At 68.6% G+C, this 13,142-nt stretch carries 12 protein-coding genes; 4 read left to right on the top strand and 8 right to left on the bottom strand.

The annotated features are described in order from the left end of the window. Positions 1–104: 104 nt before the first annotated feature. Genes ACLQ6X_RS01595 through ACLQ6X_RS01610 form a run of 4 tightly spaced genes read right to left on the bottom strand, consistent with a single transcriptional unit; the run spans position 105 to position 5,297 of the window. A complete protein-coding gene (locus ACLQ6X_RS01595) occupies positions 105–1,436 on the bottom strand; it encodes an ABC transporter substrate-binding protein (protein WP_411698409.1) in 1,332 nt (443 codons plus the stop codon). A gap of 56 nt (positions 1,437–1,492) precedes the next feature. After that, the gene (locus ACLQ6X_RS01600; RefSeq protein ID WP_229733266.1) at positions 1,493–2,371 is read right to left on the bottom strand and encodes a carbohydrate ABC transporter permease; all 879 of its coding nucleotides are present in this window, start codon (positions 2,369–2,371) and stop codon (positions 1,493–1,495) included. Next, positions 2,368–3,255 (bottom strand): carbohydrate ABC transporter permease, encoded by an 888-nt coding sequence (locus tag ACLQ6X_RS01605; protein ID WP_411698419.1) that lies wholly within the window; start codon positions 3,253–3,255, stop codon positions 2,368–2,370. The genes ACLQ6X_RS01600 and ACLQ6X_RS01605 overlap by 4 nt, the downstream gene beginning before the upstream one ends. Before the next feature lie 20 nt (positions 3,256–3,275). Further along, positions 3,276–5,297: a beta-galactosidase gene (locus ACLQ6X_RS01610; protein ID WP_411698410.1), complete on the bottom strand. Its 2,022-nt coding sequence runs from the start codon at positions 5,295–5,297 to the stop codon at positions 3,276–3,278. Between the two features lie 181 nt (positions 5,298–5,478). Between ACLQ6X_RS01610 and ACLQ6X_RS01615 the strand changes: the two genes are divergently transcribed. The 3 genes from ACLQ6X_RS01615 (at position 5,479) to ACLQ6X_RS01625 (ending at position 8,574) form a co-directional block, all read left to right on the top strand. Beyond that, a complete protein-coding gene (locus tag ACLQ6X_RS01615) occupies positions 5,479–6,501 on the top strand; it encodes a LacI family DNA-binding transcriptional regulator (RefSeq protein ID WP_411698411.1) in 1,023 nt (340 codons plus the stop codon). 162 nt (positions 6,502–6,663) lie between these two features. Then, the gene (locus ACLQ6X_RS01620) at positions 6,664–7,308 is read left to right on the top strand and encodes a GntR family transcriptional regulator (RefSeq protein ID WP_411698412.1); all 645 of its coding nucleotides are present in this window, start codon (positions 6,664–6,666) and stop codon (positions 7,306–7,308) included. A gap of 30 nt (positions 7,309–7,338) precedes the next feature. Continuing rightward, positions 7,339–8,574 carry an alpha-hydroxy-acid oxidizing protein gene (locus ACLQ6X_RS01625; protein ID WP_411698413.1) on the top strand — a complete coding sequence of 412 codons (1,236 nt, stop codon included), beginning with the start codon at positions 7,339–7,341 and terminating at the stop codon, positions 8,572–8,574. Between the two features lie 103 nt (positions 8,575–8,677). On the opposite strand, the gene ACLQ6X_RS01630 is transcribed toward ACLQ6X_RS01625, so the two are convergent. From ACLQ6X_RS01630 to ACLQ6X_RS01640, 3 genes are all read right to left on the bottom strand, one after another. Next, on the bottom strand, positions 8,678–9,946 hold the full coding sequence (locus tag ACLQ6X_RS01630; RefSeq protein ID WP_411698414.1) for a uracil-xanthine permease family protein: 1,269 nt from the start codon (positions 9,944–9,946) through the stop codon (positions 8,678–8,680). Positions 9,947–10,153: 207 nt separating this feature from the next. Continuing rightward, positions 10,154–11,269 (bottom strand): acyl-CoA dehydrogenase family protein, encoded by a 1,116-nt coding sequence (locus ACLQ6X_RS01635; protein ID WP_411698415.1) that lies wholly within the window; start codon positions 11,267–11,269, stop codon positions 10,154–10,156. A 50-nt stretch (positions 11,270–11,319) separates the two neighbouring features. Continuing rightward, positions 11,320–12,285 carry a ketopantoate reductase family protein gene (locus ACLQ6X_RS01640; protein WP_411698416.1) on the bottom strand — a complete coding sequence of 322 codons (966 nt, stop codon included), beginning with the start codon at positions 12,283–12,285 and terminating at the stop codon, positions 11,320–11,322. 99 nt (positions 12,286–12,384) lie between these two features. On the opposite strand from ACLQ6X_RS01640, the gene ACLQ6X_RS01645 reads away from it, so the two are divergent. Beyond that, entirely contained in the window at positions 12,385–12,888 is a 504-nt protein-coding gene (locus ACLQ6X_RS01645) for an Lrp/AsnC family transcriptional regulator (protein WP_411698417.1), read from the top strand. Here the strand turns inward: ACLQ6X_RS01645 and ACLQ6X_RS01650 are convergent. Beyond that, a partial coding sequence (locus ACLQ6X_RS01650) for a helix-turn-helix domain-containing protein (protein WP_411698418.1) occupies positions 12,885–13,142 on the bottom strand: 258 nt, incomplete at its 5' end. The two genes, ACLQ6X_RS01645 and ACLQ6X_RS01650, sit on opposite strands and share 4 nt — an antisense overlap.

Genomic DNA, 13,142 nt, shown 5'->3' on the forward strand with positions numbered 1-13,142 from the left:
GCAACCCTTGTGCACCTTCCCGGGCCCGCGGGGGCGGGGGGCGTCCTGCACTAGGGGGGTGCGGGGGGCACGGAGGTGATGGATCATGCGTTCTTTCTGAGGTGTTACTTGTTGACCGGGATCGCCGCGGCCTCGAGAGCCGCGATGGTCTTAGTCTGGCCGGTCGCGAGTGCGTCGCTGAGCGTTCCCTCGCCGCCGAGTACCTTGCCGAAGCCGTCCGCCACGTCGGCGTAGGTCTGCGTCATGGTCGGGCCCCAGGTGAAATCGGCGTTCGTCTGGTTCGCCGCATCGGCGAAGACGTCGTAGATCTTCTGGTTGGCGTAGAACTCGACACCCTCGCTGAGCACGGGCAGGTCGAGGCCGGCCTTCGTAGCCGGGTAGAGGTTGGCTTCCTTGTTCAGAGCCGTGAGGGCCTCGTCATCGGTGTTCAGCCAGAGGGCGAACTGTGCCGCCTCGTAGGGGTGCTCGCTGCCGGTGAGCACTGCGGTCGACGATCCGCCCCAGTTGCCGGCCTTCTCCTCGCCCGCGGTCCACTGCGGCATGGGGGCCACGGCCCACTTGCCGGCCGTGTCGGGTGCGCCGCTCGAGATCGAGTTGGCGCCCCAGACGGCTGAGATCCAGGTCCAGTCGCTGCCGGTGTTGTAGGCGTTGTTCCACTCGTCGGTCCAGGCCGGAACCTTCGACACCAGGTCGCCGGCGATGAGGTCCTGCCAGTAGGAGGCGACCTCTTCGCTCTCGGGGGAGGTCAGCGTGACGTCCCACGCGTCGCCGTCGTTGGTGAACCAGGAGCCGTCCTTCTGCCAGACGAGACCGGCGAACCAGTTCACGTCGTTCTGCGGGAAGTTGGTGATGTAGCCGCCCTGCTCGCGGATCTTGGCCGCGGCGGCCGCGTACTCGTCCCACGTGGTCGGAACGGGGATGCCGGCGGCCTCGAAGAGGTCGGCACGGTAGTACATCGCCATGGGGCCGGTGTCCTGCGGGATCGCGTAGACCGCGTCCTCCTCGCCGAACGAGACCTGGTTCCAGGTCCAGTCGATGAACTGGTCCTGCGAGTCGGCGACGATGTCGCAGCTCGCGAGGTTGGTCAGGCCGTCCTGCACGCGGAAGTTCGGCAGGGCGTCGTACTCGATCTGGCCGAGGTCGGGCGCGTTGCCGGCGCTGAGCTGGTTGAAGAAGTTCTTGTAGGTTCCGCCGTTGCCGTTCGGGCCGGTCTGAACGGTCACCTGGATGTCGGGGTTCTTCTCGTTCCAGATGGCGACGACGTTCTCGATGCCGGGGATCCACGAGGTGTACGAGAGTTCGACCTTGCCGTCGGCGGGCGTGCAGTCGACGGCGCCGTCGGTGCTGCCCGAGTCGCTGCCGGCTGCACAGCCGGTGAGGCTGATCGCGGCGACGATGCCGAGCGCTGCGATGCGCGTGCTGTTCTTGAGTTGCATATCTCTTTCCTTTTTCTGCTCTGAAATGGGATGGTGCGGGAGGGTGGTGGAGGCGGCTACTTGACGCTTCCGGCCCCCAGCCCGCCGCGCCAGAAGCGCTGCAGGCTGAGGAAGGCGATGATGAGCGGGATGATCGACAGGAAGGCGCCGATGATCACGAACGTGCGGATCTCGGGGATCTGGTTGACCTGCGAGTTCCAGGTGTAGAGGCCGAGCGTGACCGGGAAGAGCGTCTGGTCGCGCAGCATGATGAGCGGCAGGAAGAAGTTGTTCCAGATGGCCACGAACTGGAACAGGAAGATCGTGACGAGCGCCGGGGTCATGAGCCTCCGCGACACGGAGAAGAAGGTGCGGATCTCGCTCGCACCGTCGAGTCGGGCCGCCTCGAGCAGCTCGTCCGGCACGCTCGCCGAGGCGAAGATGCGGGCGAGGTAGACGCCGAAAGGGCTGACCAGGCTCGGCAGGAACACCGACCAGAACGTGTTCGTGGCGTTGAACTGGCTGAAGATGAGGAACAGCGGCAGCGCCAGGGCGGTGGCCGGTACCAGCACGCCGCCGAGCACGACGTTGAAGACGAGCTCGCGTCCCGGGAAGTGGTACTTCGCGAGGGCGTACCCGCACATCGCGGCGAAGAGCGTTCCGAGCAGCGCGCCGGTTCCCGCGTAGAGGATGCTGTTGAGCATCCACTTGAGGTACACGCCGTCGTTGTAGGCGACGAGGTCGGCGATGTTGGTGAACAGGTTGAAGTCGGCGAACCAGAGGGCCGCGGTCGAACTGAACTGCGCGCGGCTCTTCGTCGACGAGATGAACAGCCACCAGATCGGCACGAGGAAGTAGAGCGTCGAGACGCCCATGATGATCATGGCCGCCGTGCGCGAGGCGAGCTTCTCTTTGGGGGCTCCCGCGCGGGCCTTCGTGGTTACGTCGTTGCTCATTTGTCGGCCTTACGCTGGGTGAACTTGAGGAAACCGAACGACAGCGCGAACGTCGCGAGCGCGAGAACCACGCTCATCGCGGCGGCGAGGCTCACGTTCGGCACGGCCGAGGTGGCGTAGACCGCGAGGTTCGGGGTGAACGTGCTCGACACCGACGAAGTGAAGCTGCGGAACACCTGCGGTTCGGCGAGCAGCTGCAGCGTGCCGATGATCGAGAAGATCGCGGTGAGGGTGATGGCCGGCGCGACCAGCGGGATCTTGATGCTCCAGGCGATCTGCCACTGGTTGGCTCCGTCGAGGCGGGCGGCCTCGAAGATCTCCGACGGCAGGGCGAGCAGCGCCGAGTAGATGATGAGCATGTTGTAGCCCACGTAGACCCAGGTCACGACGTTCGCGATCGACCACAGCACCGTCGACGGCGACAGCAGGTCGACCTCCGAGGTGAAGGCGGCGAACGGCGACAGGTTCGGCGAGTAGAGGTAGCCCCACATGATCGCGGCGATCACGCCCGGCACCGCGTACGGCACGAAGAACGCGAGCCGGAAGAACTTCTTCCCCTTGACCAGCGGCGAGTCGAGCAGCAGCGCGAGCACGAGCGCGATGCCGAGCATCACGGGAACCTGGACCGCGCCGAAGAGCAGCACACGGCCGACGGACGCCCAGAATTCTTCGTTCTGGAAGACCAGGAAATACTGCGTCAGGCCGCCGAATACCTCGACGGGCTTGCCGAAGGTGCCGTCGCGCTCGACGACGAGCAGCGACTGGTAGATGGCCCAGCCGATTGGCAATAGGTAGAACGCGGCGAACAGGGCGGCGAACGGCGCGATGAAGAACGCGATCGAGCTCTTGTGTTTGACCGGGGTGCGGCGCGGTTTGGCGCTCACCCCGACTACGGACTCGGTGGTCACGAGTTGTCCCTGCTTTCTCTAACGACGCGCACTTCGCCCGCTGCAACGGCGAGGGTGCCTTCGACGACTGTGTCTGTGATGAGTTCGGTTCCGGTTGCCGTGACTTCGAACGGGGCATCCGTGTGGTTGATGACGAAGAGGAAGTCGCCGTTGTCGCCGGAACGACGGATGATTTCGACCCCGTCGGGCGACGCGACCGGGGTCGCGACGCCGGCCTTGTGGGCGGCGGTGGCGAGCACCCCGCGCAGGCCCTCGGCATCGAGGTTCGTCGCGAGGTACCAGGCGGTGCCCGCTCCGAACTCGTTGCGCGTGACGGCGGGAACGCCGACGAGCGGACCCGACTCGAAGGTGGCGACGGCGGATGCGCCGCGCAGGTGCACCCACTCGGCCCAGGTGGTGGCGGTCGAGCCGTTGCTCAGGGCGAGCTCGACGCCCGGCTCGACCGGGAAGAACTCCTCGGTCGAGACCCCGAGCAGGTCGCGGAACGCCCCGGGGTACCCGCCGGTGCGCACGCGGTCGTCGCCGTCGACGATTCCGCTGAAGAAGGTGACGACGGCGTGACCGCCGGCGGCTACGAAATCGCTGATTACCGCGGCATCCGCATCGCTGACCGCGTACAGGCTCGGCACGACCACGAACCGGTGGTCGTCGAGGCTCGCGCCGGGGGCGACGATGTCGACGGTGAACCCCTCGGCGAGCAGCGCGTTGTAGACGCGGTGCACCTGGTCGAGGTAGCCGATATCGCCGGTGGGGTGCGAGTCGAGGTCGGTCGCCCACCAGGCCTGCCAGTCGAAGACGAGCGCGACGTCGGTGACGACCCGGCTGCCCGTGACCGCGGCGAGCTTGCCGAGCGTCTCGCCGAGTTCGACGACCTCGCGCCACACCTTGGAGTCTTCGCCGGCGTGCGGCAGCATCGCCGAGTGGAACTTCTCGCTGCCCTGCAGGGAGGCGCGCCACTGGAAGAAGCTGATGCCGTCGGCGCCGCGTGCCACGTGGCTCAGCGAGTTGCGGATCATCTCGCGGGGCGCCTTGGCGATGTTGCGCGGCTGCCAGTTGACGGCGCTCGTGGCCGATTCCATCAGCAGCCACGGGTCGCCGCCGGCCAGGCCGCGGGTCGCGTCGGCGGCGAAGGCGAGCTCGTCGCGGGTGTTCGCGAGGCGGTGGTCGAGGTAGTGGTCGTTGGCGACGACGTCCATGTGCGGCGCCCAGGCCCAGTAGTCCTGGTTGCGGATGTGGGCGGTGACCATGAAATTGGTGGTGACCGGGGCGGCGCTGTGTTCGCGCAGCACGGCCTCTTCGGCGCGGTACTGGCCGAGCAGCTCGTCGCTCGAGAAGCGCATGAAGTCGAGCGCCTGGCCGGGGTTGCCGGTGGAGACCGTGAGGCGTGGGGTCCGGATGTGCTCCCACGCGCCGTACTTCTGGCTCCAGAACGCGGTGCCCCAGGCGTCGTTGAGCGCGTCGAGGGTGACGTAGCGTTCGCGCAGCCAGCCGCGGAATGCCTCGGCCGACACGGCACAGTAGCAGTGCGCGTTGTGGCAGCCGATCTCGTTCGACACGTGCCAGAGCTTCACGGCGGGGTGGGTGCCGTAGCGGCGGGCGACCCGCTCGACGAGGCGAAGCGAGTGTTCGCGGTAGGCGGGCGAGCTGGGGCAGAAGGCCTGGCGGCCACCGAAGTAGCGCCGGGTTCCGTCGGCGACGGTGGGCAGCGACTCGGGGTAGTCGTGGGCGAGCCACGCCGGCGGGCTCGAGGTACCCGTGCCGAGATTGATGCCGATGCCGTGCTCGTGCAGCACCTCGATCACCGCGTCGAGACGGTCGAAGTAGTACTGACCGGGCAGCGGCTCGAGCTGCGCCCAGCCGAAGATGTTGATGGCGACGAGGTTGACGCCGGCCTGCTGCATCAGCCGCGCATCTTCGGCCCACACCTCGGGAGCCCACTGCTCGGGGTTGTAGTCGGCACCATAGGTGAACTGCGGCCGCGTCCTATCGACGAGTTCGGCTACGGGTGTCTTGCTCAAGAGGCTCCAGTGTCAGTGCGAGGACGCCTCGTTCGACGCCCGGCGTTCGTGACTTCTACGAAGTTTCTGTGAACGCTCCCAGAAGGGGCGTCGACAACTCCTCCTTGAGAGTCTGTGAACGCTCCCAGAATAAACAGACGCGACGGAAAGTGTCAACCCGGCGGAGCAGTAGGGTGTGAGCATGATCGCCCGCCGCCTCCCCACCACGAGAGCGACGATCAACGACGTTGCCCGGGTCGCGGGGGTCTCGCGCGGCACGGTATCGCGCGTGCTCAACTCGGAGGCCTACGTCTCGGAGGCCGCACAGAAGGCCGTCGAAACGGCCATCGAGCAGGTCGGGTACGTGCGCAACACGGCGGCCCGCAACCTGGTCACGCGCCAGTCGCACGCGATCGGGCTGATCGTGCACGAGCCGCACGCCATGTTCCTCGAAGACCCGAACATCGGCAGCATCCTGCTCGGAACGAACTCGGTGCTCTCCGACGCCGACTACCAGCTGGTCTCGCTCGTGATCGACTCCGACCGCGACAGCAGGCGCGTCGCACAGTACCTGACCGGCGGGTTCGTCGACGGCGTCATCATCGTCTCGGCCCGCGCCCACGACCCGATCGCGAAGATCGTGTCGCAGATCGGAATTCCGGCGGCGTTCGTCGGCCACCCGGTCGACATCGAGGGCATCCCCTACGTGGGCATCGACAACTTCTCGGCCGCGAAGGCCATCACGACCCGGCTGATGCAGACGGGCCGCTCGACGATCGGCATGATCGCGGCCGGACTCGACCGCGACTCCGGCCAAGACCGCGTCGCCGGTTTCGCCGCCGCGCTCGGCAACGCCTACGACCCCTCGCTCGTGGTGAAGGTGCCGCTGTACGCGCACTCCAGCGGCGTCGAGGGAATGCGCGAACTGCTCGAGCGCGCTCCGCAGGTCGACGGGGTGTTCGCCGCGTCCGACGCGATCGCCGCGGGAGTGCTCGACGTATTGCGCGAGGCCGGGCGCACCGTGCCCGGCGACGTCGGTGTCGTCGGGTTCGACGACAGCGCCTGGGCCATCCGCTCCCAGCCGCCGCTCTCGACGGTGCACCAGCCGGCCGGCCAGCTCGGACGTCGCGCCGCCGAATCCGTGCTCGCCCAGATCCGCGGCGAGGCGGTCGACAGCGCCGGGACGTTCCTCGAGACGCACATCGTCTGGCGCGATTCGGCCTGAGTGCTGGTTGAGTAGCGCCGTCTACGGCGCGTATCGAAACCAGGGCCCTCTTCCGTTTCGATACGGTCGCTGCGCGACCCACTCAACCAGCAGACTCGCATTGTCAGACAATCTGCTAGGTTGTTAGACAATCTGAGCCGACGATGACCCGGGAGGTGCGAAATGACGACGGATGCGACATCCGCGGTCCTTCCCGACGCGATCTACTCGGGGCTCCGCTCGGCGATCATCCGCCAGACCATCGCCCCGGGTGAGTCCGTGACCGAGTCGGCGATCGCGCTGCGCTTCGGCGTCGCCCGCCCGACCGCGAAGACCGCGATCGAGCGGCTGGTCAGCGACGGTCTGCTTCGCCGCGAGAAGCACCAGACCGCGCGGGTCCCCCGGTTGAGCCGCGCCGACATCGTCGACCTGTTCGACAGCCGTGCCGTCGTCGAGAGCGCGGCGGTCGGCGTTCTCGCCCTGAGCGGCGGCCTCCCGGCAGCGGCGCTGACGGCCCACCGGGCGCTCCTCACCGACACCATCGACTTCGCCACCCACGACATCGACTTCCACCGCGCGCTCGTCGCCGCACAGCCCAGCCCGCGGCTCGCACGCATGCACGCACTGCTCATGGGCGAGATCGAGCTCTGCATCGGGCAGGTTCAGGCGGCCCACCTGCTGACCGCGGCCGAGGTCGGCGCGCAGCACCAGGGCATCCTCGACGCGGTCACCGCCGGCGACTCCGACCGCGCCGCCCGTCTCACCCGCGAGCACATCGCCGGGTCGCGCGACCGGCTGATCTCCCACTTCGACAGCACCCCCCTCTAGAGCCCTCCTCCCCCGATAGAAAGCGACATCATGGTTCAGCGCAGAATCCCGAAGTACAAAGACCTCCGCCCGCTGATGAACTTCAAGACCCCCGAGTTCAACGCCAAGAAGCGGCGCCTGCAGGGTGCGCTCACGATCGCCGACCTGCGCGACATCGCGAAGCGCCGCACGCCCAAGGCCGCGTTCGACTACACGGAAGGCGCCGCCGAGGCGGAGATCAGCCTCACGCGTGCCCGCCAGGCGTTCGAAGACATCGAGTTCACGCCGTCGATCCTGCGCGACGTCTCGACGGTCGACATGTCGAGCGAGGTGCTCGGCGGCCGCGTCGCCCTGCCGTTCGGCATCGCTCCCACCGGTTTCACCCGCATGATGCAGACCGAGGGCGAGATCGCGGGGGCGGGCGCCGCGGCGGCGGCCGGCATCCCGTTCTCGCTGTCGACGATGGGCACCACGGCGATCGAAGACGTGAAGGCCGCGAACCCCGACGGACGCAACTGGTTCCAGCTCTACATGTGGAAAGACCGCGAGCGCTCCATGGCGCTCGTCGACCGTGCGGCGAAGGCGGGATTCGACACGCTGCTCGTGACGGTCGACGTTCCGGTGGCGGGCGCCCGCCTGCGCGACAAGCGCAACGGCTTCTCGATCCCGCCGCAGCTCACCGTCGGCACCGTCGTCAACGCGATCCCCCGCCCGGAGTGGTGGATCAACTTCCTCACCACCGAGCCCCTCGCCTTCGCCTCGCTCGACCGCTGGAGCGGCACCGTGGGCGAGCTGCTCGACACGATGTTCGACCCGACCGTCACATTCGACGACCTCGCCTGGATCAAGCAGCAGTGGCCGGGCAAGCTCGTCGTGAAGGGCGTGCAGAATGTCGACGACGCTAAGCGTCTCGCCGACATGGGAGTCGACGGCATCACCCTGTCGAACCACGGCGGACGCCAGCTCGACCGCGCGCCCATCCCCTTCCACCTGCTTCCGGATGTCGTGCGGGAGGTCGGCAAGGACACGGAAGTCCACCTCGACACCGGAATCATGAGCGGCGCCGACATCGTCGCGTCGATAGCGCTCGGCGCCAAGTTCACCCTCATCGGGCGTGCGTACCTGTACGGGCTCATGGCGGGCGGACGCGACGGTGTCGACCGCACCATCGAGATTCTGGCCGACCAGATCGCCCGCACCATGCGCCTGCTCGGGGTGAAGAGCCTCGACGAGCTCGAACCACGGCACGTGACGCAGCTCGAGCGGCTGGTGCCGCGACAGCGCTAGCGCGAGCGGCCCGGCGCGGCCGGCAGATGAGGCGATTTCGGCTGGATGACCCGACCGCGGTCGCCTCATCCAGCCGGAACCGGCTCATCTGCGACCACCGCTGTCAGTTGTCGGTGCCGCGCAGCTTCGCGATGCCGTTCATCAGGTGGTAGACGACGATCGCGGCGACCGTGCCGAGCACGATGCCCGAGAAGGTGAGCTCGCCGAGGTTGATCGTGAAGTCGGCGATTCCCATGATGAGTGCGACGCCGGCGGTGAGCTGGTTCTTGGGCTTGCTGAAGTCGACCCGGTTCTCGACCCAGATGCGCACGCCGATGATTCCGATGAGGCCGTAGAGCGCGGTCGTCACGCCGCCGAGCACGCCGGCGGGCACCGTGTTGATGATCGCGCCGAACTTGGGCGACAGACCGAGCAGGATCGCGACGATGCCGGCGACCCAGTAGGCGGCGGTCGAGAAGACGCGCGTCGCCGCCATCACGCCGATGTTCTCACCGTAGGTGGTGGTCGGCGATCCTCCGCCGAGACCGGAGAGCACGGTCGCGAGCCCGTCGGCGAACAGGGCGCGCCCGGTGAGGCCGTCGAGGTTGCGGTTGGTCAGCTGCCCGACGCCCTTGATGTGCCCGACGTTCTCGGCCACGAGCGCGAGCACCACCGGTAGGAACATCAGATAGACGCCCACGTTGTCGCTCGAGAACGACGGCGCCGTGAACTCGGGAAGACCGACCCACGCCGCGTCGCCGACAGCGCTGAAGTCGACCTCGCCCGCGATGGTGGCGGCGATGTAGCCGACCACGACGCCGAGGATGATCGACAGCCGCCCGAGGAAGCCGCGGAAGAACACCGCCGCGACGATGATGGCGAGCAGGGTGATGATCGCCACGACCGGCGACTCGGCGAAGTTGTTCTTCGCGGCCGGGGCGAGGTTGAAGCCGATGAGCGCGACGATCGCGCCGCTCACGACCGGCGGGAGCACCACGTCGATCCAGCCGGTGCCGGTGAGGTGCACGACGATGCCGATCACCGCGAGCAGCGCGCCGACGACGATGATGCCGCCGAGGGCGACGGATGGCCCGCCCGACGCGGTGGCCGCGCTGATGGGGGCGAGGAACGCGAACGACGACCCCAAGTAGCTCGGCAGGCGGTTCGCCGTGATCAGCAGGAAGAGCAGGGTGCCGATTCCGGAGAACAGCAGCGTCGTCGCGGGCGGGAACCCGGTGATGAGCGGCACGAGGAAGGTGGCGCCGAACATGGCGACGACGTGCTGGCTGCCGAAACCGATCGTACGCAGCCAGGTGAGGCGTTCTTCGGGGTAGACGATCTCGGTCGCGCCGACGTTCTTGCCGTCGCCGTGCAGTGTCCAGGGCAGAGCCACGATTCCTCCGGTGGGGTGGTGCGGCGCCCGAGATGGCGCCTACCGAGGATAGCTGTTGGTTGAGTAGGGCGCTCTGGCGCCCGTATCGAAACCGCTGACCAGTGAGGTTTCGATACGGTCGCTGCGCAACCTACTCAACCGGCGGCAGCGAAAACCTCGGTCGCAGGCTCCCTCGGCGCTGGCGTCGCACAAACGCTGGCGCGTTTGTCATAGCTCCAGCGCGCCTAATAGGTTCGTCGCCACCGTCGCGTGCGCCGACTCGGGGTCGCTCGGGTGGAACAGCCCGGCCAACGCGTCGCGGTACAGCCGGGAGAGCTCGGTGTCGGCCGCGTACGACGAGCCGCCCGACACCCGGATCGCGGTCTCCACCACCGACCGCGCCACGTCCACCGAGCGTGTCTTGGTGCCGACGAGCAGCCGAAACCAGGCCGCCCCGTGGTCGGCGAGCTCGTCGACGTCACGGGCGAGCCCCTCGATCTGCGGCCCGAGCGAGTCGAGCGCGATCGCCGCGTCGGCGAGCTGCCAACGGACGTCCGGGTCGTGAGCGTAGGCGAGGCCGGTCTTCATCGACCGGCGCGCGGCGACATTCTCGACCGCCAGCTCGAGCGCGCGGTCGGCGAGGCCGGCGTACACGCTCGAGATCAGCAGCAGGAAATGGGCGAACAGTCCGAAGATGTAGGGGTCGGCGACCGGGCCGACGGGCAGGATCCGGGTGATGCGCTCGGGAGCGACCCGCGCCCCGTCGAGCACGGTCGTGAAACTCTGCGTGGCGCGCATGCCGAGCGGGTTCCACTCGCCCACCGAGTGATGGCCCGGCGTCTCGCGAGTGAGCACGCCGTGCACGAGCCTCGGCCCCGCGTCATCCGAATCGTCGCGTCCGAACACCGCCAGGCGCGTCCACGCCGGCGACAGCGAGGTGAAGATCTTCGTGCCCGTGAACAGGTACGACCCGTCCGGCTGCGGCTCGGCCCTCGTGCGCGAGTCGAACATCACCTGGTCGTTGCCGGCCTCGCTGTTGCCGAACGCGAAGAGCTCGCCGGCCGCGGCCTCCGCGAGGATCCAGTCGAGCGAGGTGTCGCCGCGCTCGTGCAGCACCCGCGCGATGCCGACCACGACGAGGTGCATGTTGATGCCGAGGGCCGTCGCGGGAGCGTGCGCCGCAAGCAGCCGCTGGTCGCGCGCGACCTCGAGCAGCGGGCGCGACTCGAGGTAGCCGGCGGCGCGCAGGTCGTCGAGATCCTCGGTGAAGAAGGCGTTGTCGCGGTCGTAGCCTGCGGCGCGCGAACGGATGCGGGCGAGCAGGTCGTCGTTGAGAGCGGTCACCCGTCCAAACTACGCCCCGCCGGGCCGCGCGGCCCGGGGTGAAGCGTCGGCTACGCGGCGAGCTCCTCGTCGACCGGCTGCGGCTTGGCGCCGAGCGCGTCGATCAGGCCGTGCACCATGCGCACGGTCGGCACGTCGACGCCGTGGCGTTCGGCCGCCGCCAGCACGGCGCCGGTCAGATAGTTGTGCTCGAGCGGACGCCCCGCCCGGCGGTCCAGCTGCATCGACGTGGCGCTGTTGCGCGGCAGGCCGTCCATGCGCAGCAGGAAGGTCTCGGCGGCTCCGGGCGCGAATACCGCGCCCTCGGCCTCGGCGACGAGCACGGCCTCGGCCAGCAGCGCGCGCAGCAGCGGACGCACGCCGGGATCCGTCGTGACCTCCATCGTGCGGTCGGTGAGCGCGGTCACGGTGTTGAGCGCCGAGTTCATCACGAGCTTGGTCCACGACTCGGTGACGAAGTCGTCGACGAGGCGCACGGCGATGCGGTCGGTGTCGAAAAGCCCGGCGAACGCGGCAGCTGTGCGGTTCGAGACGTCGTCGCCGCCGGCGGCGAGCGCGAGGGCGCCGGGGTCGCGGCAGACCACGAGGTCGCGCGTCACCTTCTCGGCCGCGATGTAGACGATGCCCGGGACCACGCGTTCCGCGCCCACCCAATCCGCGACGCGCTCGGCGTGGCCGATGCCGTTCTGCAGCACGACGACCGTGGTGTGCGGGCCGACGAGGGCGTCGAGCCAGGGGCCGACGGTCGCGGTGTCCTGCGCCTTGACCGTGACGACCACCCAGTCCACCGGGCCGAGGGCGGCGGGTGTTGTGGCGACGGCCGCATCCACGCGTCTGATGTCGCCCGCGACCTCGATGGTCATCGGCGCGGCCGTCGCGCGGCGGCAGAGAACGACCTCGGCACGCTCGGCCAGCGCGTCGGCGACGACCGTGCCGATGGCACCGACGCCGACGATCGCGACCGATGGTCGGCGGGCGGCAACCGCGGTCGGGACGGCGCGGAGAAAGTCGGTCATAGCTCAAGGATGTGGATGTTGCGCACCATGCGCAACACGGCTCATTGAACTGCGCATCGTGCTTTATTCCGTCCCAAAGCCTGCCGGATACACTTCACTATGCCCAACCTCGATGCCACGGACGCGCGAATCATTCTCGCCCTCGACGCCGAGCCCGAGGCGACCACGCTGTCGCTCTCCCGCGCGCTCGGCATTGCCCGCAACACGGTGCACGCCCGGCTGCGCAAACTCGCCGAGCGGCGTCAGCTCGGATCGCCCAGCCAGCGCGTGAGCCCCACGTCGCTCGGCTACCCCCTCACCGCCTTCCTCCGGCTGTCGATCACGCAGAGCAACTCCGACGAGACGGTACGGGCGCTCACCGAGATCCCCGAGATCCTCGAGGCGCTCGCCATCACCGGCGAGGGTGACCTGCAGGTGCGCATCGCGGCGCGCGATCCGGCCCACCTCTACCGGTTGACGACGGGCATCCTCGAGATCGAGGGCGTCACGCGGTCGAGCACCACCCTCGCGATGGCCGAGATCATCCCGAACCGCATGGGCCCGCTGCTCGAGCGGCACGCGGGCGAACCCGCCGCGACCGGCGCCACGCCCGACTCGCCCTAGCGCGCCCGGTACTCGTACTCGGGGCGACCGGGCGTGCCGTACCTCGGCGCCCGCTCGAGCACACCCGCTCCCACGAGGTGCTCGAGGTAGCGGCGCGCGGTGACCCTCGCCAGCTCGAGCCGCGCGCCGAGCTCGCTCGCCGAAACCGCCGCGTCGCTCGCCCGCACGGCCGCTATCACCGCGTCGAGTGTCGGCTGCGACAGCCCCTTGTCGAGCTGGGGCTGCCCCGCCGCCCGCAGGCTCGCAAACGAGGC

The sequence above is a fragment of the Conyzicola sp. genome, assembly GCF_046714715.1.
Lineage (GTDB): Bacteria > Actinomycetota > Actinomycetes > Actinomycetales > Microbacteriaceae > Conyzicola.